This is a genomic window from Mesorhizobium sp. M0514, from assembly GCF_040321145.1.
In the GTDB taxonomy this organism is placed as follows: domain Bacteria; phylum Pseudomonadota; class Alphaproteobacteria; order Rhizobiales; family Rhizobiaceae; genus Mesorhizobium.
Genome location: NZ_JAMYQZ010000097.1, coordinates 1 through 20,681 on the forward strand (window position 1 = coordinate 1; position 20,681 = coordinate 20,681).

17 protein-coding genes and 2 pseudogenes are annotated in these 20,681 nt (G+C 63.0%); 14 read left to right on the top strand and 5 right to left on the bottom strand.

Going from position 1 to position 20,681, the window contains the following annotated elements; genetic code table 11:
* The 5 genes and pseudogenes from tolB to ftsH form a co-directional block, all read left to right on the top strand.
* Positions 1 to 261, top strand: a pseudogene (gene tolB / locus NKI61_RS27700) (Tol-Pal system protein TolB); the annotation flags it as partial.
* Between the two features lie 249 nt (positions 262 to 510).
* Positions 511 to 1,017 carry a peptidoglycan-associated lipoprotein Pal gene (pal, locus tag NKI61_RS27705; protein WP_023684182.1) on the top strand — a complete coding sequence of 169 codons (507 nt, stop codon included), beginning with the start codon at positions 511 to 513 and terminating at the stop codon, positions 1,015 to 1,017.
* Between the two features lie 211 nt (positions 1,018 to 1,228).
* On the top strand, positions 1,229 to 2,311 hold the full coding sequence (gene ybgF / locus NKI61_RS27710) for a tol-pal system protein YbgF (RefSeq protein ID WP_023733018.1): 1,083 nt from the start codon (positions 1,229 to 1,231) through the stop codon (positions 2,309 to 2,311).
* A gap of 51 nt (positions 2,312 to 2,362) precedes the next feature.
* Positions 2,363 to 3,769 (top strand): tRNA lysidine(34) synthetase TilS, encoded by a 1,407-nt coding sequence (gene tilS, locus NKI61_RS27715; RefSeq protein ID WP_352841848.1) that lies wholly within the window; start codon positions 2,363 to 2,365, stop codon positions 3,767 to 3,769.
* A gap of 103 nt (positions 3,770 to 3,872) precedes the next feature.
* Positions 3,873 to 5,798 (top strand): ATP-dependent zinc metalloprotease FtsH, encoded by a 1,926-nt coding sequence (gene ftsH / locus NKI61_RS27720; RefSeq protein ID WP_352841850.1) that lies wholly within the window; start codon positions 3,873 to 3,875, stop codon positions 5,796 to 5,798.
* Positions 5,799 to 5,864: 66 nt separating this feature from the next.
* Here ftsH and NKI61_RS27725 read toward each other — a convergent pair whose 3' ends face one another.
* Positions 5,865 to 6,233: a winged helix-turn-helix transcriptional regulator gene (locus NKI61_RS27725; RefSeq protein WP_023684184.1), complete on the bottom strand. Its 369-nt coding sequence runs from the start codon at positions 6,231 to 6,233 to the stop codon at positions 5,865 to 5,867.
* 185 nt (positions 6,234 to 6,418) lie between these two features.
* On the opposite strand from NKI61_RS27725, the gene NKI61_RS27730 reads away from it, so the two are divergent.
* Both NKI61_RS27730 and NKI61_RS27735 read left to right on the top strand, forming a co-directional pair.
* Positions 6,419 to 7,183 (top strand): SDR family oxidoreductase, encoded by a 765-nt coding sequence (locus NKI61_RS27730; protein WP_031198557.1) that lies wholly within the window; start codon positions 6,419 to 6,421, stop codon positions 7,181 to 7,183.
* A gap of 28 nt (positions 7,184 to 7,211) precedes the next feature.
* A complete protein-coding gene (locus NKI61_RS27735; protein WP_352841852.1) occupies positions 7,212 to 8,087 on the top strand; it encodes an NAD(P)-dependent oxidoreductase in 876 nt (291 codons plus the stop codon).
* Between the two features lie 72 nt (positions 8,088 to 8,159).
* On the opposite strand, the gene NKI61_RS27740 is transcribed toward NKI61_RS27735, so the two are convergent.
* Both NKI61_RS27740 and NKI61_RS27745 read right to left on the bottom strand, forming a co-directional pair.
* The gene (locus NKI61_RS27740; protein ID WP_031198559.1) at positions 8,160 to 8,612 is read right to left on the bottom strand and encodes a hypothetical protein; all 453 of its coding nucleotides are present in this window, start codon (positions 8,610 to 8,612) and stop codon (positions 8,160 to 8,162) included.
* A gap of 240 nt (positions 8,613 to 8,852) precedes the next feature.
* Positions 8,853 to 9,857 carry a hypothetical protein gene (locus NKI61_RS27745; RefSeq protein WP_023716084.1) on the bottom strand — a complete coding sequence of 335 codons (1,005 nt, stop codon included), beginning with the start codon at positions 9,855 to 9,857 and terminating at the stop codon, positions 8,853 to 8,855.
* 343 nt (positions 9,858 to 10,200) lie between these two features.
* Here NKI61_RS27745 and glmM point away from each other — a divergent pair, with 343 nt between their 5' ends.
* The 5 genes from glmM (at position 10,201) to serA (ending at position 16,657) form a co-directional block, all read left to right on the top strand.
* Positions 10,201 to 11,553, top strand: coding sequence for a phosphoglucosamine mutase (gene glmM, locus NKI61_RS27750; RefSeq protein WP_023673591.1), 1,353 nt, complete (start codon positions 10,201 to 10,203; stop codon positions 11,551 to 11,553).
* A gap of 251 nt (positions 11,554 to 11,804) precedes the next feature.
* The gene (locus NKI61_RS27755; RefSeq protein ID WP_023684191.1) at positions 11,805 to 12,620 is read left to right on the top strand and encodes an outer membrane protein; all 816 of its coding nucleotides are present in this window, start codon (positions 11,805 to 11,807) and stop codon (positions 12,618 to 12,620) included.
* 229 nt (positions 12,621 to 12,849) lie between these two features.
* Positions 12,850 to 13,620, top strand: coding sequence for an outer membrane protein (locus tag NKI61_RS27760; protein WP_023684192.1), 771 nt, complete (start codon positions 12,850 to 12,852; stop codon positions 13,618 to 13,620).
* 201 nt (positions 13,621 to 13,821) lie between these two features.
* Positions 13,822 to 14,997: a phosphoserine transaminase gene (locus NKI61_RS27765; protein WP_023684193.1), complete on the top strand. Its 1,176-nt coding sequence runs from the start codon at positions 13,822 to 13,824 to the stop codon at positions 14,995 to 14,997.
* 58 nt (positions 14,998 to 15,055) lie between these two features.
* Positions 15,056 to 16,657: a phosphoglycerate dehydrogenase gene (gene serA, locus NKI61_RS27770; RefSeq protein ID WP_023688974.1), complete on the top strand. Its 1,602-nt coding sequence runs from the start codon at positions 15,056 to 15,058 to the stop codon at positions 16,655 to 16,657.
* Between the two features lie 64 nt (positions 16,658 to 16,721).
* Here the strand turns inward: serA and NKI61_RS27775 are convergent, their stop codons facing one another.
* Together NKI61_RS27775 and NKI61_RS27780 are read right to left on the bottom strand one after the other, a co-directional pair.
* Positions 16,722 to 17,186 (bottom strand): DUF2231 domain-containing protein, encoded by a 465-nt coding sequence (locus NKI61_RS27775; protein ID WP_352841857.1) that lies wholly within the window; start codon positions 17,184 to 17,186, stop codon positions 16,722 to 16,724.
* A 105-nt stretch (positions 17,187 to 17,291) separates the two neighbouring features.
* The gene (locus NKI61_RS27780; RefSeq protein WP_352841854.1) at positions 17,292 to 18,197 is read right to left on the bottom strand and encodes a DMT family transporter; all 906 of its coding nucleotides are present in this window, start codon (positions 18,195 to 18,197) and stop codon (positions 17,292 to 17,294) included.
* Between the two features lie 208 nt (positions 18,198 to 18,405).
* On the opposite strand from NKI61_RS27780, the gene NKI61_RS27785 reads away from it, so the two are divergent.
* A complete protein-coding gene (locus NKI61_RS27785) occupies positions 18,406 to 19,704 on the top strand; it encodes an adenylosuccinate synthase (RefSeq protein WP_352841855.1) in 1,299 nt (432 codons plus the stop codon).
* A gap of 76 nt (positions 19,705 to 19,780) precedes the next feature.
* Positions 19,781 to 20,681, top strand: a pseudogene (locus NKI61_RS27790) (hypothetical protein); the annotation flags it as partial.

A 20,681-nucleotide genomic window follows, 5' to 3' on the forward strand; every position in this document is an offset into this window, starting at 1 on the left:
CTCGTCGCCTTCACCAAGCAGACCGGCGGCGAATTCCAGATCGGCGTCATGAAGACCGACGGTTCGGGCGAGCGCATCCTCTCCTCGGGCTTCCAGCAGGAGGGACCGACCTGGGCGCCCAACGGCCGCGTGCTGATGTTCTTCCGCGACTCCGCCGGCGGCCCAAAACTGGTTTCCGTCGATCTCACCGGCCGCAACGAACAGTCGATCCCGACCGCGAATTTCGCGTCGGATCCCGCCTGGTCGCCGCTGCTGGAGTAGGTTCGGCCGAATTGCCACACCTGCTAAAAAGGGGCCCGTTTGGCCCCTTTTCCATTCATTAGTCGCGTTTCGGCCGCATTTCCGCCTAGGGTCCGCGCCAACTGTGACCGTGGATTTGAAGGTCGTGGACGGACGATCGAAACCAAACATTAACCGTATTTCTTGAATGCCGGTTAACCCAAACGTGGTTACTGGGTGATCAACGAAATCACTCGAAATACGATCACTCGAATACGAAGGAGAGGCGGCATGGGCCGTATCGCAGCACTTACCAGAAACCCGGCGATGATCGCCCTGATCGCGATGCTCGCCATCACCGGTTGCGCCTCGAAGAAAACCCCGAACAACGCTGCCGATCTCGGTCTCAATGGCGCGGGTGCCGCAACGCCGGGCTCGGCGCAGGACTTCACCGTCAACATTGGCGACCGCATCTTCTTTGACACGGACTCGACCGCGATCCGCGCCGATGCGCAGACGACGCTGTCGCGGCAGGCACAGTGGCTCAACCAGTACAAGCAGTACGCCATCGTCGTCGAAGGCCATGCTGACGAACGCGGCACACGTGAATACAATCTGGCTCTCGGCGCCCGCCGCGCCGCCGCCACTCGCGACTTCCTGGTCGCCAGGGGCGTCTCGGCGAGCCGATTGAAGACGATTTCCTACGGCAAGGAACGTCCGGTCGCGGTCTGCGACGACATCTCCTGCTGGTCGCAGAATCGCCGCGCCGTCACCACGCTCTCCGGCGCCGGCTCCTGATGAGTAAGACGGCGGCCTTAGTCGCATAATTGCAACACCTCCATGCGAAAGGCGGCCTTGTGGCCGCCTTTTTCAGTTTCGGCCCCGGAAACAAACCCGGAAACAAAATTTGGCCGAAGTCTCGCCTCCTGCTAAGAGCCGAGGGCGTCGTGCCGGTCCCACTGTGATCGGAAGGCGCGAACAGGCTCACGATATTCACGGCGAGAGGCACATGCATTTCAGATCGGTCTTGAGCGGCACGCTTGCGCTGCTGCTCGTATCAGGCTTCGCGGCTTCTGCGAGCGGCACCGGACAACCCGCGGATAGCGGCTTTTCCTTCCATCTGCCGACGCTCGGCATTTTCGGCAAGAAGGAGAAGCCGGAGCAGCAACAGATCGCGCAGCAGCAGGACGGCACCGCCGCCGCGGGGCTGGAAGATCAGCTCCGGCAGATGAACGGCAAGCTCGAGGAACTCAACTTCCAGATCCTGCAGATGCAGGAGCAGATGCGCAAGCAGCAGGAAGACAACGAGTTCCGCTTCCAGCAGTTGGAAGGCGGCTCCAGCGGGCAGCCGCCGGCCCAGAAGAAATCGGAGGCCGCGCCGCAGGACGGTGGCGCGGGCACCGGCGTCGCCGAGGCCCCGGCAGACCAGGCGCCGGCCGATGCCGGCGCGCAGTCGGATGGCGGCCAGAGCGTCGGCGAGGTCATCGTCGAATCGCAGACCGGCGATCCCGGCAAGGTGATCAACGGCACGCCGCCCAAGACCTTCGGCACCATCACCGTCGACAAGAACGGCAATGTAATCGACGCCGGCGGCAACACGCAGGCAGCGGCGCCGGCGGAAGGTGCGGCTCCCGCCGCCGAGGCGCCGGCTGCCGGGGCTAAGACCGGCAAGTCGGACGGCACGGTGGTGGCGGCGCTGCCTGCCACCAACAACCCGGAAGAGATCTACCGCAACTCCTACCAGTTCATCCTGTCGGGCGACTACAGCACCGCCGAGCAGGGTTTTCGCGACCACATCGCCCGGTTCCCGAAGGACGCCAAGGCGGCGGACGCGCATTACTGGCTTGGCGAATCGCTGCTTGGCCAGCAGAAGTATCATGACGCTGCCGAGGTTTTCCTCTCCGCCAGCAAGGACTATCCGAAGGCCAAGAAGGCGCCTGACATGCTCCTGAAGCTTGGCGTGTCGCTGGTCGGCCTCAAGCAGAAGGATGTCGCCTGCGCCACCTTCGGCGAGATCGGCAAGCGCTATCCCGATATTTCGGCCGCGCTCAAGGAACGCGTCAAGCAGGAGAGGGCGCTGGCGGCGTGCTAGTCTTTGCCGTGTTGTCCCAGAACCGGGACCACTTTTGCGCGACATGCATTGATGCTCGATACCGAGCCTGACCTTTCGAATTTTTCGCAGATCGACTTTACCAACGGCGCGCTTGCGGCCGTGTCCGGCGGCAGCGACTCGACCGCCCTCCTTCTTCTCCTCAAGGCTCACCTCGACCGCAGCGCCCCGACAGCCCGGCTGCTGGCGGTGACGATCGACCACGGCCTGCGTCCGGAAGCAGCAGTCGAAGCGCGCAGCGTGGCAAAGCTTTGTGCCGAGCGCGGCATCGCGCACCTGACGCTCAACTGGCACGGCGCCAAGCCGTCGGCCGGCCTGCCCGCGGCGGCGCGCGAGGCGCGCTACCGGTTGCTGGCCGAGGCAGCGCAGGCGCAAGGCATTGGTGTGATCGTGACCGGCCACACCGCCGACGACCAGGCCGAGACCGTCCTGATGCGAGCCGCGCGGAATGATGGGCGAGAGCTTGCAGGCCGAGGTCTGGCCGGCATGGCGCCTGCCACTCTCTATGACTGGCGGACCTGGATCGCGCGGCCGCTGCTCGGCGCTCGGCGCGCGGCGTTGCGCGCCTTCCTGCAGCGCGAACATGTCGGCTGGGTCGAGGATCCGACCAACATCGACACGAATTTCGAACGCGCGCGCATCCGCGCCGTGCTCGGCGAAGACCGGAGCGGGCAGCGTTTTGCCGAAGCGATCGGCCTGGCCAGGCGGGCCGCCGGCGAGCGCGAACAACTCGGTCGCCGCGCCGCCGCCCTGATCGGTGAATTTGCCAGCCGGCCGGCGAGGGGTCTCATCCGTCTCGATCCCGGTCTTGCCGAAGCTGACGACACGCGAGCCGCGGTCTATGCGCTGCGTGTCCTGCTGGCGGCGACGGGCGGCACCGCCTTGTTGCCGGACCAGGCGCGCGGCGAAGCGCTGTTCGAGCAAATGCGGGCCGGACCGCTTTGCGCCACATTGTCGCGGACGGTGGTCGATATCAGGCGAAACGGCATCTTCCTGCGCCGTGAATCGCGCGACCTGCCGCGTTCCGCGCCGGCAGCTGGCACTCTGCTCTGGGACGGTCGCCGGCGGATCACGCCAGACATTGAAGCCGGGGCGATCACATTGGGCGACAGTCCGGGTGCATGGTTGATCGCGCCGCTTGGCGCCGCTGCCGCCGCCAAAACGCCGATTGCCGGGGATGGCGCGCCGCCAAGCCTTGTGCGCGCCGCCCTGGCTGCGGAACCGGCGCTGTGGCGCGGCGGCGAATGCCGTGGTTTTGCAGAGGATGTAGCGTCGGCGCCGGCAGCCGCCGTCAGCCCCGCCGTTGCCCCCTTTGCCCGTTTCCTGCCGTGCTTCGATCTGGTGTTGGCGCAGGCCGTCGCCGAGTTGATCGGCGCACCGCCTGTCCCGGCTTGCCCTTTGGCCGCCACAGTGCCGGTTGATCATGGCGCGAAAGCTTAACCCAGACGTGCTGTTATGCTTGGCAAGGGGGGGCGCTCTCCCTATGTTAGGCGCAAGTTTCCTCTCATGACGCGTGTCCCAGCGGGCACCAACGGGACAATTGATGAATCCGAATTATCGCAATCTCGCGCTCTGGGCGATCATAGCGGTCCTGCTCATTGCTCTCTTCAATCTGTTCCAGACGCCACAGACGCGTGGGGCCTCCACCGACGTTCCCTACTCGCAGTTCCTGCAGGAGGTCGCGGCGGGCCGGGTCAAGACGGTGGTCATCACTGGACCCCGCATCACGGGCACCTATAGCGACAACGCCAACGGCTTCCAGACGTATTCGCCTGGCGATCCGCAGCTGGTCTCGCGGCTGCAGGACAAGAACGTCACCATCAATGCGCGCGCTGAGAACGAAGGCTCGGGCGGGTTGATCAGCATGCTCCTCTCGTGGCTGCCGATGATCCTGATCCTTGGCGTGTGGATATTCTTCATGCGCCAGATGCAGTCCGGCTCTGGCCGCGCCATGGGTTTCGGCAAGTCGAAGGCCAAGCTTCTCACTGAGGCGCATGGCCGCGTCACCTTCCAGGATGTCGCCGGCGTCGACGAGGCCAAGGAAGATCTGGAGGAGATCGTCGAGTTCCTGCGCGATCCGCAGAAGTTCCAGCGCCTCGGCGGCAAGATCCCGCGCGGCGTGCTTCTGGTCGGACCTCCCGGCACCGGCAAGACGCTGCTCGCCCGCTCCGTCGCCGGCGAAGCGAATGTGCCGTTCTTCACCATTTCGGGTTCCGACTTCGTCGAGATGTTCGTCGGCGTCGGCGCAAGCCGTGTCCGCGACATGTTCGACCAGGCCAAGAAGAATGCTCCCTGCATCATCTTCATCGACGAAATCGACGCTGTCGGCCGCCATCGCGGCGCCGGCCTCGGCGGTGGCAATGACGAGCGCGAACAGACGCTGAACCAGCTGCTGGTCGAGATGGACGGCTTCGAGTCCAACGAGAGCATCATCCTGATCGCCGCCACCAACCGGCCCGACGTGCTCGACCCGGCGCTGCTGCGTCCGGGCCGTTTCGACCGCCAGGTGGTGGTGCCGAACCCCGACATCGTCGGTCGTGAGAAGATCCTCAAGGTGCATGTGCGCAACGTGCCGCTGGCGCCGAATGTCGACCTCAAGGTGATCGCACGCGGCACGCCGGGCTTCTCGGGCGCCGACCTGATGAACCTGGTCAATGAATCCGCTCTGATGGCGGCGCGCCGCAACAAGCGCCTTGTCACCATGGCCGAGTTCGAGGACGCCAAGGACAAGATCATGATGGGCGCCGAGCGCCGCTCGTCGGCCATGACCCAGGCCGAAAAGGAGCTCACGGCCTATCACGAGGCCGGCCATGCCATCCTGGCGCTCAACGTGCCGTCGGCCGATCCGCTGCACAAGGCGACCATCATCCCGCGCGGCCGCGCGCTCGGCATGGTCATGCAACTGCCGGAAGGCGACCGCTATTCGATGAGCTACAAATACATGATCTCACGGCTCGCCATCATGATGGGTGGCCGCGTCGCCGAGGAGTTCAAGTTCGGCAAGGAGAACATCACCTCGGGCGCGTCCTCGGACATTGAGCATGCGACAAAGCTGGCGCGCGCCATGGTCACGCGCTGGGGCTTCTCCGACAAGCTCGGCCATGTCGCCTATGGCGACAACCAGGAAGAGGTTTTCCTCGGCCATTCGGTGGCGCGCACGCAGAACGTCTCGGAAGAGACCGCGCAGATCATCGACGCCGAAGTGCGCCGGCTGATCGACGAGGCCTATGTCACGGCCAAGTCCATCCTGACCAAGAAGAAGAAGGAATGGATCGCCCTGGCGCAGGGCCTTCTCGAGTACGAGACGCTTTCGGGCGAAGAGATCAAGCAGCTGATCGCCGGGCAGAAGCCCGCGCGAGATTTGGGGGATGATACCCCCACAAGCCGCGGCTCGGCTGTGCCGAAGTCCGGCCGCCGCAAGAAGGGTCCCGAGCCCGAAGGCGGCATGGAGCCTCAGCCGTCGAGCTGAGCTGACATCACTTGATGCAAGAAAACGCCGCGGCTCAATCCGCGGCGTTTTGCTATTCAGGGTCTCTCAAAGAGCATGCGGGGCGGATGCATTTGCTTTGCCGGGGCGCACACCGTCAGTCCGGCCAGCATGTTGCTTGCCCCATCTGGCCAGTGGGATCAGGGCATTGTCCAGCTCGATGCCGAATTCGGTAATCGAGTATTCGACCCTCGGCGGCACCTCGGGAAAGACTTCGCGATGGACGATGCCGTCGGCCTCCATTTCGCGCAGCTGTTGGATCAGCATCTTTTCGCTGATGTCAGGCACCAGCCGCTTCAGCTCACCGAATCGTGCCGGCGCCTTGTGAATCTGCCAGAGCAGTAGCGCCTTCCATTTGCCGCTGATGACCTCAAGCGCCGGCCCCAATCCGCAACTATCTGGCTGTTTCTTTCCCATGTTTCATCCAATTCTGAGCAATCGGTGGGTAGCTTACATTTTTGTCGGTACTTGAGAAAAACCAAGCCGGTCCATAGCTTCAAACCAGCTCGCCGGCATCGGCGAACACCACAACATCATATCGGTACCTCGCTTCGACCTGCAAAGGCCGTCGGCGGCCGGATTTTGTCAAAAAGGGATGGATCATGACACGATACGCAAACAAGAAGGCCGTTGTCATCGGCGGGACGCACGGCATGGGGCTCGCCGTTGCCGAAGCCCTGATCGAAAGCGGCGCCGAGGTCCTGGTCACCGGCCGCGACCAGCGCAACATCGAGGTCGCGCGAGCCAAGCTGCTTTCGCGAGCTCATGTCGTGCGGTCCGATATCTCAGACATGGCCGATATCGTCACGCTCGGTGCCGAAGTGGGGCAGAAGCTTGGCCAGATCGACTTCCTTCACGTCAATGCCGGGGTGGCCAATCTCGAACCTGTGGAGCGGGTCACCGAGGACAGTTACGATCGCACCTTCGACATCAACACCAAAGGCGCATTCTTCACCGCGCAGCGCCTGCTGCCCCTCATCAGGGATGGCGGCGCCATAGTCTTCACCTCGTCGATCGCCGACGAATCCGGCACCGGCGGCATGAGCGTCTATTCCGGATCGAAGGCGGCACTGCGCGCCTTCGCCAAGGTCCTGGCCGCCGAGCTTCTGCCGCGCCGCATCCGCGTGAATGTGGTCAGCCCTGGTTTCATCGATACGCCGACGATGGGTGTGGCCGACGCCTCGGCCGAGGAGCGGGCCGCCTTCATGGCGATCGGCGACGCGGTCACGCCGATGAAGCGCCACGGCACGATGGAGGAGGTGGCGCGCGCAGTGCTGTTCCTGGCGTTCGACGCGACCTTCACCACGGGCGCGCGGCTGACCGTGGACGGTGGCCTTGGCCAGGACCTGAGCCCGACACCGGCGTAGCCGCGCAACCAAACCAAGGAGAAGCAGAATGAGCGACATAACAGTAATCGGTCTCGGCGCCATGGGCACGGCGCTTGCCGAAGCCTTTCTGAACCAGGGACATGCGGTGACGGTGTGGAACCGTTCTCCGGCAAAGGCTGAGGCTTTGGCAGCCAAGGGCGCCATTGTGGCCAAGAGTGTCGAGGAAGCCGTCAGATGGAGTCCACTGATCGTGCCGTGCCTGCTTGTCTATGACACCGTTCGTGAGGTGCTCGGCCCAAGCCGAGACGCGCTGTCGGGCCGCACATTGGTCAATCTCACCAACGGCACGCCCGAGCAGGCGCGGGCGATGTCGGGCTGGGCGGTGAGCCAGGGCGCCAGCTATATCGACGGCGGCATCATGGCGGTGCCGCCGATGATCGGCGGGCCGCACGCCTTGATTCTCTACAGCGGTTCGCGCCAGGCGTTCGATGCCTGTTCGGGGCAGCTCGGAGCGCTCGGCACCAGCAAATTCCTCGGTGAGGATGCTTGCCTCGCGCCGCTCTATGATATCTCGCTTCTGAGCGGCATGTACGGCATGTTCGCGGGCGTTCTGCAGGCGTTGGCATTGACGGGCGCAGCAGGGATCCCGGCCGGCGAGTTCATGCCGCTGCTGGCCTCCTGGCTTCAGTCGATGCAAGGCCTGCTGCCGAAATGGGCGGAACAGATCGACAGTGGCGATCACACCAGCAATGTCGTTTCCAACCTGGGCATGCAGGCTGATGCCTACGTCAATCTCACCGATGCCAGCAGGTCGGCTGATGTCAGCACCGAACTCGTCTTGCCGATGCAAAGCCTGATGAAGCGCGGGGTGGCTGCCGGCCAGGCCAATGCCGATCTTACAAGCCTGGTCGCACTGCTCCAGCTCTCGAAACAAGGCGCTTGACGGGCAAGACCCAAGAGAAGGCCCGCCAACCTTGCGGTTGGGGGCCTTCGATCTGCAAACGCTGCTGGTCGATCAGCTCTTCAGCTTGGCGTTGCAGAGGCTGTAATAGCCGCCGCCCTTCTGGATCCAGCGAAGGCCGTTCAACGTACCCGCGTCCTTGTTGCCGTGGTAGCCCTGCAGGCAGGTCTTCATCCGCGCCTTCGAGGGCTTCTCGGTCTTGAATTCGGCGGCGAGGGTGGTCGGGAATGTCACGCCCATCGGCGCTACAGCGGGGGCGACCGCCGCGCTGGTTTCCTTCTGCGGCTGCGGCTCGGTTTTGACCGCATCCGCATTGGCACGCTCCGCAGCTGACGTCGCACACTTCTCTGTGCGGAAAGCGGTCCAATCCATGCCGTTCAGAGTGCCGCCTTCCTTGGCTGTGCGATAGGCCTCGCCGCATTCCTTCATCGTCAGTGCGCTTGCAGGGGCGACGCTCCACGCAATCCATGCCGTCACAGCCAATGCCGCCAATTTCAATCTGGACATAAGACCCTCCTGGTTGACAAAAGTTCGATGTCCTTTTGTATACCATTTGTTCTGCATATGTTCAATTAGAATCTTTGCGAACCACCGATATGTCTGGGGTGGGCAGTGCGGGCGAATAGATGATGCCGACAGCTTCCGCGATATGTAGACGCGATCAACGCCGGGTGTGTTCGAGCGCAATAAAAAGGCCCGCGCATGCTGCGATGCGCGAGCCCTTGTCGGGAGAACATGGCTACGCGATCAGCTCTTCAGCTTGGCATTGCAGAGGCTGTAGAAGCCGCCGCCCTTCTGGATCCAGCGCAGGCCATTGAGCGTGTTGGCGTCCTTGTTGGCATAATACACCTCGAGGCAAGTATGCATGCGGCCCTTGGCCGGCGTCTCGCCGGCGTATTTCTTCGAGATCGCGGCCGGGAACTTGACACCTTTGGGAGCGCTGACCGAGGGCTTCTCGGGCTCGCTGGTATAGGTCGCCTCGCTCGGAGCCGGCACGGTGTCGTCGTCATCTGCGCCGGCGCCGCATTCGGCCTTGCGGAAGTCGTTCCACTTCTTGCCGCCCAGCGTGTTGGCAGACTTGGCAGCCTGGTACTTGGCGCTGCAATCGGCCATGCTCAGGCCCTTGCCGCTGCTGTCGGCAGCTGCCTTGGTGGTTGCCTTGGCGGGTGCTGCCGCGGCCGAGGCCCCGGCGGCGCATTCGGTCTTGCGGAAGTCGTTCCACTTCACGCCGTTCAGTGTGCCGGCGGCCTTTGCCGCCTGGTACTTGGTGCTGCATTCCTTGGCCGTCAGGCCCTTGGCGCCATCGTCGGTTGTGGCTGCGGCCTTGGTCGTGGCCTTGGCGGGTTCTGCCGCGGCGGATGCGCCGGCGGCGCATTCGGTCTTGCGGAAGTCGTTCCACTTTGCGCCATTGAGCGTACCGGCGGCCTTGGCAGTCTGGTATTTAGCGCTGCATTCCTTGGCCGTCAGACCCTTGGCGCCGTCATCAGCAGCGGCGGCGGCCTTGGTCGTGTCCGTCTTGGCCGCAGCGGCCTTCTTGGCCGCCGGCTTTGCGGTCTCGGTGGTGGCCGCCGCGTCGGTGCCGCACTCGGCCTTCCGATACTGATTCCAGGTCTGCCCGTTCAGCGTGCCGGCGTCCTTGGCGGCATTATACTTGGTACTACACTGGGCCATGGTCAGCGCGCTGGCGGGCGCCGCCATGAACAAGGTTGCGACGGCAAGACCCGTCAAAGTTGCAAGTCGGTGGATGAGCATGGCGTTCTCCCGTTGCTGCGCCCATAGGTTGTATCTGTGTCAATCAATAGCTCTCAACGCTAGGCTGCGCCAGATGCTAAACGGCGTTCTCCCGATAAGGTGATGGACCCTTGCGATCTGCCCCTCCAACAGTCCGGCTTACCGGCCCAATCTGCGCAGTGTGGCCCAGTGTGAATGCTATATTGCGGCAACACCGTGTCATGATACGCTGCCAACGCTCCGAACAGCCTGCTACAATGATTTTCTAAGAATTGGTAATATACAATCACACAATGTGATAGTCGGGCTCGGACCAATTGTGGCATTACGAGCCGGCTGAAAACCGACGGGGATTCTGGCAAGCATGGCAGGACGTTATTTTGGCACCGACGGCATTCGCGGGCGCGCCAACAAGTTTCCGATGACGGCTGAGATCGCGATGCGGGTCGGCATGGCCGCCGGCCTCTCGTTCCAGCGCGGCAGCCATCGCCACCGCGTCGTGCTCGGCAAGGACACCAGGCTGTCCGGCTACATGATCGAAAACGCCATGGTGTCCGGCCTGTGCGCGGCCGGCATGGATGTGTTCCTGCTCGGCCCGATCCCGACACCGGCGGTCGCCATGCTGGTACGCTCGCTGCGTGCCGATATCGGCGTCATGATCTCGGCCTCGCACAATCCCTATTACGACAACGGCATCAAGCTGTTCGGTCCCGACGGGTACAAGCTCTCCGACGAGATCGAGGAGCGCATCGAGAGCATGCTCGACAAGGATATCGAACTGGCGCTCGCCGATTCCGACGGACTTGGCCGCGCCAAGCGCGTCGACGGCGTGCATGACCGCTACATCGAATTCGCCAAGCGCACGCTGCCGCGCTCAATGTCGCTGTCGGGTCTCAGGATCGTCGTCGATTGCGCCAACGGCGCGGCCTACAAGGTGGCGCCAGCAGCACTTTGGGAACTGGGCGCCGAGGTCATTGCCATCAATGTCGATCCGAACGGTTTTAACATCAACAAGGAATGCGGCTCGACCCATCCGGCCGGCCTGCAGAAGAAGGTGCATGAAGTGCGCGCCGATATCGGCATCGCACTCGACGGCGATGCCGACCGTGTCGTCATCGTCGACGAGAACGGCACCATCGTCGACGGTGACCAGATCATGGCGCTGATCGCCGAGTCCTGGCACCAGAGCGGGCGACTGGCCGGCGGCGGCGTCGTCTCGACGGTGATGTCCAATCTCGGCCTCGAACGCTTCCTTGGCGACATGAAGCTGCAGCTGCATCGCACCAAGGTCGGCGACCGCTATGTCGTGGAACATATGCGCGCGCACGGGTTGAATGTCGGCGGCGAGCAGTCGGGCCACATTGTGCTGTCCGATTTCTCGACCACTGGCGACGGGCTGGTCTCGGCTCTGCAGGTGCTGGCCTGCATCAAGCGGCAGAACCGGCCGGTCAGCGAATTGTCGAAGAAATTCGAGCCGGTGCCGCAGCTGTTGAAGAATGTCCGCATCGCCGGCGGCAAGCCGCTTGAGGAAGCCACGGTCAAGGCGGTGATCGAAGACGCGCGCAACCGTCTCGGCAAGGCCGGCCGCCTGGTCATACGGCCCTCCGGCACCGAGCCGCTGATCCGCGTCATGGCCGAGGGCGACGACCCACAGCTGGTCGAGGCCGTGGTCAACGACATCGTCGACATTATTTCGGAAACGCGCAGCGCCGCCTGATTGCGCTGCGTCCAACGGCAGGGGCGAACTGCCGGCTCAAGACTTCAAGCCCGCCTGCAGGCGGGCTTTTTGTTTCGGCCAGGGTTGGTCCCAGCGTTATGCCGGCGGAGACTGTTTGCTAAAATGTCGAGAATTCGTGGTTAATCGACAGGGTTAAACGCCTTTTAACTTTTCCAATTCATTATCCACAACTGAGGTCAATCACATTCGGGCAAGTTGGACTTTCCCGACGGTTCTCAGGGGTGACAAACATGTTCAATACAGCAAAAAAGGCCCTCCTTGCCGCGCTGTTCGCAGGTGTGGCCGGGCCAGTATTCGCCGCCGATCTGGCGGAGCCGCCGGTGGTCGAAGAGGCGCCGGCGCCGATCGCCTACGAGCAGCCGGCCGATTTCGGCGGCTGGTACATCCGCGGCGACATCGACTATCATAAATCGGATTTGCGCGGCATCGACTATATCACCTACGGGCCGCCTCCCGGCAGCAATGTTTTCGATTCCGGCGAGCTTAAGGGCGGCTTCTCACTCGGCGCCGGCATTGGCTACAAGATCAACGATCATTTCCGTACCGACCTGACAGCCGACTATTGGTTCGCTTCGGACTTCAACGGATCAACCAACGATGGCGTTACGACCTCGGTCGAAGTGTCGAAAATGAGCGCATTGCTGCTCTTGGCCAACGCCTATTACGATATCGGCACCTGGCACGGCATCACGCCTTATGTTGGCGCTGGCATCGGCGGCGCGCACGTCAAATGGGATACCGTCCACGACCCGAACACAACCGAGACCAACCCCGGGTCGAAGAATTGGCGCTTTGCCTACGCGCTCATGGCCGGCGCGTCCTATTGCCTTACCGACAGGGTGATCCTGGATGCCGGCTATCGCTACTCTCACATTGAGGGGGGCCGCATGTTCGACTTCGACGTGAGCAGTTCCGGGCCCGGCTTCGACCATGGCATCAACACACATGAGGTACGAGGCGGTCTGCGCTATCAGTTCGGCGGCAATAATGGTTGCACATCGCCGGAGCCCTACGTTCCAGAGCCGGAGCCGATCTACACCAAGTAGTCGCTTCGAAATCCAGGAATTCGCGAACCGCCCGGTCTTGCCGGGCGGTTTTCGTTTGCCGATGCTTGCGCGTTTTCAACCGGCCGCGTGTGCCGAAGAAACCCAATCGAAATCAATTCGGTACGCCGCGTTATCCTTAACCCTGACTTAACCACTATGGTTAACAATGCTTGGTGAAACGGCGCTTGCGATCAAAATGACGGGCGCCAATTTCAGGAGCCGGGGACCCATGAATTTCAAATCGCTGACAGCGCCGGCGCTCGCCGCACTCGTCCTTGTGCCGCTGACGCCGGCGCAGGCCGCGGACTACGATCCGCCGATCTATGTCGATCAGGCGCCGGACTATCAACCGGTCGAGGTCGGCTCGGGCTGGTATCTGCGCGGCGACGTCTCTTATCTGGCGCAGAAGAGCTACGAGGATCAGGATTTCACCTTCGCCCCCGCGAGCTTCAGCGAGAAGCAGGATCCGGCCTTTGCCAGCATCGGCTTCGGCTACCACTTCAACGACTATCTGCGCGGCGACGTCAATCTTGGCTATCTGCCCGGCAACAAGATCGGCGTCGGCTTTGACGATTCGGCGACGCCGCCGCCGGGTGGTGCGACCATCGCGTCGGCATCGCTGCAGAATTATTCCCTGTCGGGCATGGTCAATGGCTATGTCGATCTCGGCACTTATGTCGGGATCACGCCCTACCTCGGCGCCGGCATTGGGCTGGTCCGGAGCAAATACAAGCTGTCGGCGAGTTACTTCACCGACAATGTCGACCCTACGGATGATTTCGTCCGGAACGACAACAAGACCCAGTATTCCCTCGCCTACACGCTGGATGCGGGCCTGGCCTATCAGGTGACCAAGAATGTTTCTGTAGATCTCGGCTACCAGTACTTCTCCGCGCCGGATGCCGAATATGTCACGGCCGAGAGCCTGACCTCCTATCCGATCCGCAAGGGCATCAGCAATCATCAGGTCAAGCTCGGCCTGCGCTACGACCTCTGGTAGGAAGCTTGCTGTTCGGAAGCCCAACGGCGGATCTCTTCGATCCGCTGTTTGCGTTTTAGCCCACGACATGCTGATCCCGTATCGCCGGTATGCCGCCAGCGACAAAAACTTTCCTCTTGACGCCTGAGGGCTGAACGCATATCGCCGTCCGTGGGCCACCCCTCCCCAACGAGGGGCCACTATCTGGAAGGATAGACCACGATGACGACGCATACGAAGCCCGGACTCCGTCCGGCAAACCCCAATTTCTCCTCAGGTCCCTGCGCAAAACGCCCCGGCTGGTCGGTCGAGGCACTGAAGAATGCTGCGCTCGGCCGTTCCCACCGCGCCAAGATCGGCAAGACCAAGCTCGAACAGGCGATCGAGCTGACGCGCGAGATTCTCCAGGTTCCGGCCGATTACCGTATCGGCATCGTGCCGGCGTCGGACACGGGTGCTGTCGAGATGGCGCTGTGGTCGCTGCTCGGTGAACGCGGTGTCGACATGGTGGCATGGGAAAGCTTTGGCTCCGGCTGGGTCACCGACGTGGTCAAGCAGCTGAAGCTCGCCGATATCAGAAAGGTCGAGGCAGGCTATGGCGAACTGCCGGATCTCACCAAGATCGATTTCGACCGCGATGTGGTCTTCACCTGGAACGGCACGACCTCAGGCGTGCGCGTGCCGAATGGCGATTTCATCCCGGCGGATCGCAAGGGCCTGACCATCTGCGATGCCACCTCAGCGGCATTCGCGCAAAAGCTCGATTTCCAGAAGCTCGATGTCGTCACCTTCTCCTGGCAGAAAGTGCTGGGCGGCGAGGGCGCACACGGCATGCTGATCCTGTCGCCTCGCGCCGTCGAGCGACTGGAAACCTACAAGCCGGCGTGGCCGCTGCCGAAAATCTTCCGCCTGACCTCGGGCGGCAAGCTGATCGAAGGCATCTTCAAGGGCGAGACCATCAACACGCCGTCGATGCTGTGCGTCGAGGACTATCTCGATGCGCTTCATTGGGCGAAGTCGATCGGCGGTCTCGATGCGTTGATTGCCAGAGCCGATGCCAATGCCGCCGTGCTCGATGGCTTTGTCGACAAGTCGTCCTGGCTCGGCCATCTCGCGGTCGATGCGGCGACACGGTCCAACACGTCCGTGTGTCTGTCCTTCACCGACGCCGATGTCGCGGCGCTCGACGCCGACGGGCAGGCGGCTTTCGCCAAGGCGATCGTCTCTGTGCTCGACAAGGAGGGCGTCGCGTACGACATCGGCTCCTATCGTGACGCACCTTCCGGTCTGCGCATCTGGTGCGGCGCCACCGTCGAGACCTCCGATCTCGAAGCGCTGCTGCCTTGGCTCGACTGGGCCTTCGCCACACAGAAGGCTTCGCTGAAGGCCGCAGCCTGAGATTTCGTGGTGGCCTGCGGGCCGCCCTTTCCCAACAATCCAATTCAAGGAGGCCGCCATGGCGCCCCGCGTTCTCGTCTCTGACAAACTCTCCACCACCGCCGTCCAGATATTCAAGGACCGCGGCATCGAGGTCGACTATTTGCCCGATCTCGGCAAGGACAAGGAAAAGCTGCTCGAAGTCATCGACCAGTATGATGGTCTTGCCATCCGCTCGGCGACCAAGGTCACGGAAAAACTGATCAACGCCGCGACAAGACTCAAGGTCGTCGGCCGCGCCGGCATCGGTGTCGACAATGTCGACATCCCGGCGGCGAGCCGCAAGGGCATCATCGTGATGAACACGCCTTTCGGCAATTCGATCACCACGGCCGAGCATGCGGTGGCCATGATCTTTGCACTCGCACGCCAGATCCCGGAGGCCAATGCCTCGACCCATGCCGGCAAATGGGAAAAGAACCGCTTCATGGGCGTCGAGATCACCGGCAAGACGCTGGGTGTCATCGGGTGCGGCAATATCGGCTCGATCGTCGCCACGCGCGGCGTCGGCCTGAAGATGCATGTCGTTGCCTTCGACCCGTTCCTGTCGGACAAGCGCGCCGAGGAACTCGGCGTCGACAAGGTCGAGCTGGACGAGCTTTTCGCCCGCGCCGATTTCATCACGCTGCACACGCCGCTGACCGACAAGACGCGCAACATCATCGACGCGGCGGCGATCGCCAAGATGAAGAACGGCGTGCGCATCATCAATTGCGCGCGTGGCGGGCTCATCGTCGAAGCCGACCTGGTCGCGGCGCTGAAGAGCGGCAAGGTGGCGGGCGCTGGCGTCGATGTGTTCGAGGTCGAACCGGCGGAGAACAACGCGCTGTTCGGCATGGAGAATGTGGTGGCAACGCCGCATCTCGGCGCCTCGACAGCGGAAGCGCAGGAAAATGTCGCGCTCCAGGTGGCCGAGCAGATGGCCGACTATCTGATCAAGGGCGCGGTTTCGAATGCCATCAACATGCCCTCGATCACGGCCGAGGAAGCACCGCGGCTGAAGCCGTTCGTCAAGCTCGCCGAAGTGCTCGGCGCCTTTGTCGGCCAAGTCACCGAGGACCCGATCAACGAGGTCGAGATCCTGTTCGACGGCTCGACCGCGACGATGAACACGCGTGCCCTGATCAGTGCCGCGCTTGCCGGACTGATCCGGCCGCAGGTCGCCGACGTCAATATGGTGTCGGCGCCGATCATGGTGAAGGAGCGCGGCATCATCGTCGCCGAGGTCAAGCGCGACAAGTCGGGCGTGTTCGACGGCTACATCAAGCTGACGGTGAAGACCGAGCACATGACGCGCTCGATCGCCGGCACCTGCTTCTCCGACGGCAAGCCGCGCTTCATCCAGATCAAGGGCATCAATCTCGACGCCGAGGTCGGCCAGCACATGCTCTACACAACCAATGCCGATGCGCCCGGCATTATCGGCCTGCTCGGCACGGTGTGCGGCGAGAACGGCGTCAACATCGCCAACTTCCAGCTCGGCCGCAACCGGCCGGGCGGCGACGCGATCGCGCTGCTCTATCTCGACGCGCCGTTCCCGGAGAAAGTGCTGGAACAGGTCAAGGCGCACAAGTCCATCGACTCGGCCAAGCGGCTGCAGTTCGACGTCAACGCAATGTAGTTGACGGCGTGGCGGATGCGGCGGTCCTCCCCCCATCATTGGGGCGGCCATCGCAGAGGCCGGTTCAGGTCAATTCGTCTGAGCCGTCGGAGAAGCCCACGCGATGCCGATAGACCAGTTCCCAGCCCTTCCACCCTGTAAACAGCAGGACCAGAACCACGATCAGCGATAAGATAAAGCCGGTCGGGATCACAGCCGCCGCTCCACCGACATAACGCGAGTACCAGTTATAAAGCTCGATCAGCACGACGAGCACGTTGCCGCCGGCATGGAGCCATGCCGTCGTGAGATTGCGGATCTGAACATCGCCGAGAACGTCCGTCAGGCCGGTAAGAGCGGCCAAGGCGCCCATGATCAGGCCGGCGCCGAGAAGCCAAAGCGATCCGGTGACCCACCCGGGATCGGCTGTTTGCCAGAAAATCAGATCGCAAACGAAGGTGCCGACAAAAAAGGCGATCGGAAACGGAATCAGCATTGGATGAATGGGGTGACCGGCAATGCTTGCCGTGCTGCGAGGGTTATGGCTCATCTTGTTGCCTCCCACGCAAGCAAACTCCGCCAGAGGTAAAATGTTCCAGGTCGGCGCGCGGCAGCAGTTATCGCGACGGCGGCGCAGCGCGGCAGCAGCCAAATGTTATCCGCGGCGGTTCGGTGCCGCCATCTTGCGCCCGCTGTATTCGGCGAGCGAAATGCCGCCCAGCACCAGGACGAGCGCCAGCGCCTGGTAGAGCTGGAATGTCTCGCCGACGATCAGCACTGACAGCAGCGTGCCGAAGATCGGCACCAGATTGATGAACAGCCCGGCACGGTTGGCGCCGATCAGTTCGTTGCCCCTGATGTAAGTGATCTGCGAAATGACCGAAGCGCCGATCGCGGTATAGACGATGACCACCCAGCCGCTGATATCGGGGACGATAACCTTGCCGGCGGCGACCTCCCACAGGAAGAACGGCAGCGAGGTGATGAGGGCAGCGATCGCCAGGGACAACATCAGGCTCTGCCAGCGCATCACCGGCTTCAGCCGCAGCCCGACCGAATAACCGCTGTAGAGGACGACCGCGACCAGCATGATGGCGTCGCCGAAATTGAGTTCCAATGTGAGCAGCCGGCGCGGATCGCCGTGGCTGGCAGTCAAGATGACGCCGAAGATGGTCAGCACCACGCCCGCAATCTGAGCCCAGCTCACGCGCAGGCGGAAGAAGAAGAAATTGGCAATGATGATCAAGACCGGCATCGCCGCCTGTTCGATCGAGACATTGATCGCCGTCGTGTAGTTGAGCGCGGTGTAGAAAATGGTGTTGAACAGAGTGAAGCCGCTGGCGCCAAGTGCAGCCAGGACGAACCAGTGTTTGCGCACCACCGGCCAGTCCTCCCTGATCGTGCGCCAGCCGATCGGCAGCAGGATCGCGACGGCCAGCACCCAGCGCAGGAAGACCAGCGTCATCGGCGAGACGTGACCGACCGCCAGCTTGCCGGCGACGGAATTGCCGCCCCACAGCAGGGTGGTCAGCAGCAGGAACAGGTAGGCGCGTCGATGCATGCGGGATTCCGGCCGCTTGGGGAGTTGTGTTTGCCGGCCTATTGCCCCCGCCGACGCAAGTAAATGATGTCAAAGCCGAAAATTGTTGTGCCTCAGGGCATTTTCGGCGGCAAAGAAAGGTCGCGCTTGCGAGGTCTTGACGCTATAGAGGCCTGTCGTTTCGAACCATATCCAGGCCGCCAGGGCGGCATCTCAAGGGAAAAGAAACATGGCCAATGTGGTGGTCGTCGGCTCGCAATGGGGCGACGAAGGCAAGGGCAAGATCGTCGACTGGTTGTCGGAGCGCGCCGACGTGGTCGTGCGCTTCCAGGGCGGCCACAATGCCGGCCATACGCTGGTCGTCGACGGCAAGGTCTACAAACTGTCGCTGCTGCCGTCGGGCGTGGTGCGGCAAGGCAAGCTGTCGATCATCGGCAATGGCGTCGTCTTCGACCCGCACGCCTTTGTCGCGGAAGTGGCAAAACTCAAGGCGCAAGGCGTCGAGGTCACGCCGGACCGCCTGAAAATAGCCGAAAACACCGCGCTTATCCTGTCGCTGCACCGGGAGCTGGACGGATTCCGCGAGGACGCCGCCTCCAATTCCGGGACGAAAATTGGCACGACGCGTCGTGGCATCGGCCCCGCCTATGAGGACAAGGTGGGCCGGCGCGCGGTTCGGGTGATGGATCTGGCGGATTTGGAAACGCTGCCCCTCAAGGTCGACAGGCTGCTGACGCATCACAATGCGCTGCGTCGCGGGCTTGGCCATGGCGAAGTCACGCATGAGGCGATCATGACCGAGCTGACCTCGGTCGCCGATGAGATCCTGCCCTATATGGACCGCGTCTGGAAAATCCTCGACGACAAGCGCCGCGCCGGCGAACGCATCCTGTTCGAGGGCGCGCAAGGCACGCTGCTCGACATCGACCACGGCACCTATCCGTTCGTCACCTCGTCCAACACCGTTGCCGGCCAGGCAGCCGCCGGCTCGGGGGTAGGCCCCGGCGCCATCGGCTATGTCCTGGGCATCACCAAGGCCTATACGACGCGTGTCGGCGAAGGCCCGTTCCCGACCGAGCAGAAGAACGAGATCGGCGAATTTCTCGGTAGGCGTGGCCACGAATTCGGCGTCGTCACCGGGCGCAAACGCCGTTGCGGCTGGTTCGACGCCGTGCTGGTGCGCCAGGCCGTCGCCGTCAACGGTATCAGGGGCATCGCCCTGACCAAACTCGACGTGCTCGACGGGCTGGATGAGATCAAGGTCTGCACCGGCTACCGTCTCGACGGCGAAACGATCGACTATCTGCCGGCCAGCCAGGGCGCGCAGGCGCGTGTCGAGCCGGTCTACGAGACGCTCGAAGGCTGGAAAGGCACCACAGCCGGCGCGCGCAGCTGGAACGACCTTCCGGCGCAGGCCGTCAAATATGTCCGTTACATCGAGGAGCTGATCGGGGCACCCGTCGCGCTCCTTTCCACCAGCCCGGAACGGGACGACACGATACTTGTGACCGATCCGTTTCAAGACTAGTTTTCTGAAGCCTTTCCGGGCATCGCGGCCGATTTGCGGGGGCCGGCGCGGAAACAAAATACAGGTCGACTGAAGCATGGCAGATTTCGTTGCTATTCTGAAAAAGGCGCTCGACAAGCACGGCGACGAAACGCCCGAAAAGCGTACGCGGATCTATGAAAGCGTTCGTACCATGCTGGCGAAGAAGCTTGCGGAGTATTCGCCGCCGCTGGCCGCCGAAGCCATAAGCACGCAGAAGCGATCCCTGGAAGATGCCATCTCGAGCGTCGAGCGCGACTATGCCAGGGCGGTGCCGGCATCCGATCCGCTGGCGGAGCTGGAGCACATCTTCTCCTCCATAGACCGCAACAAGAACCAGTCCAGTCATGTAAAGCCTTCCGCCACGCCTGCGCCGGCCTGGCAGCCGGCGAAACCCGTGCAGCCGGCGCCGACCGCCAGGACAGAGCCGAGCTGGCAGAGGCCCGCGCCGACACCGCCGTCGCCTGCGGCGCGTGCAGAAACCATCGACAAGCAAGCCGTGGAGCTGGACGCCGACGACGACAGCGCCGATGTGTTCGCCAATGACGAGCAGCCGGTCGCGGACACGTTCCAGCGCCTGCGCCCAGCCGAGCGCAGGCGCAGCTATGGCGGGTTGATCGCGGCTGTCGTCGCGCTTCTGGTGGTCGCCGGCGGCGGCTATGGCATCTGGCTGAACAAGGATGCCTTTGGCTCGATGCTGGGCCTCGGCGGCGACACCAAGACGGTCTCGACCGAACCGCTGGTAAAGCCGGCGCCGGCCAAGCCCGCGGCCGATGCACCGGCACCGGCCGCTGCCGGCGAGGGAACGAAGTTCACCCAGCGCCTGTCGCCCGAAGGCGGTGAAACCGACCCCGGTCCCGCGGCCGGTCAAAGCGGCATCGGCGAGGGCGAGTCCGTCGCCGCGCTGACCACACCGCCACCCCCGGCTCCAGCGCCACCTGCGGCTCCAGCGCCTGCGA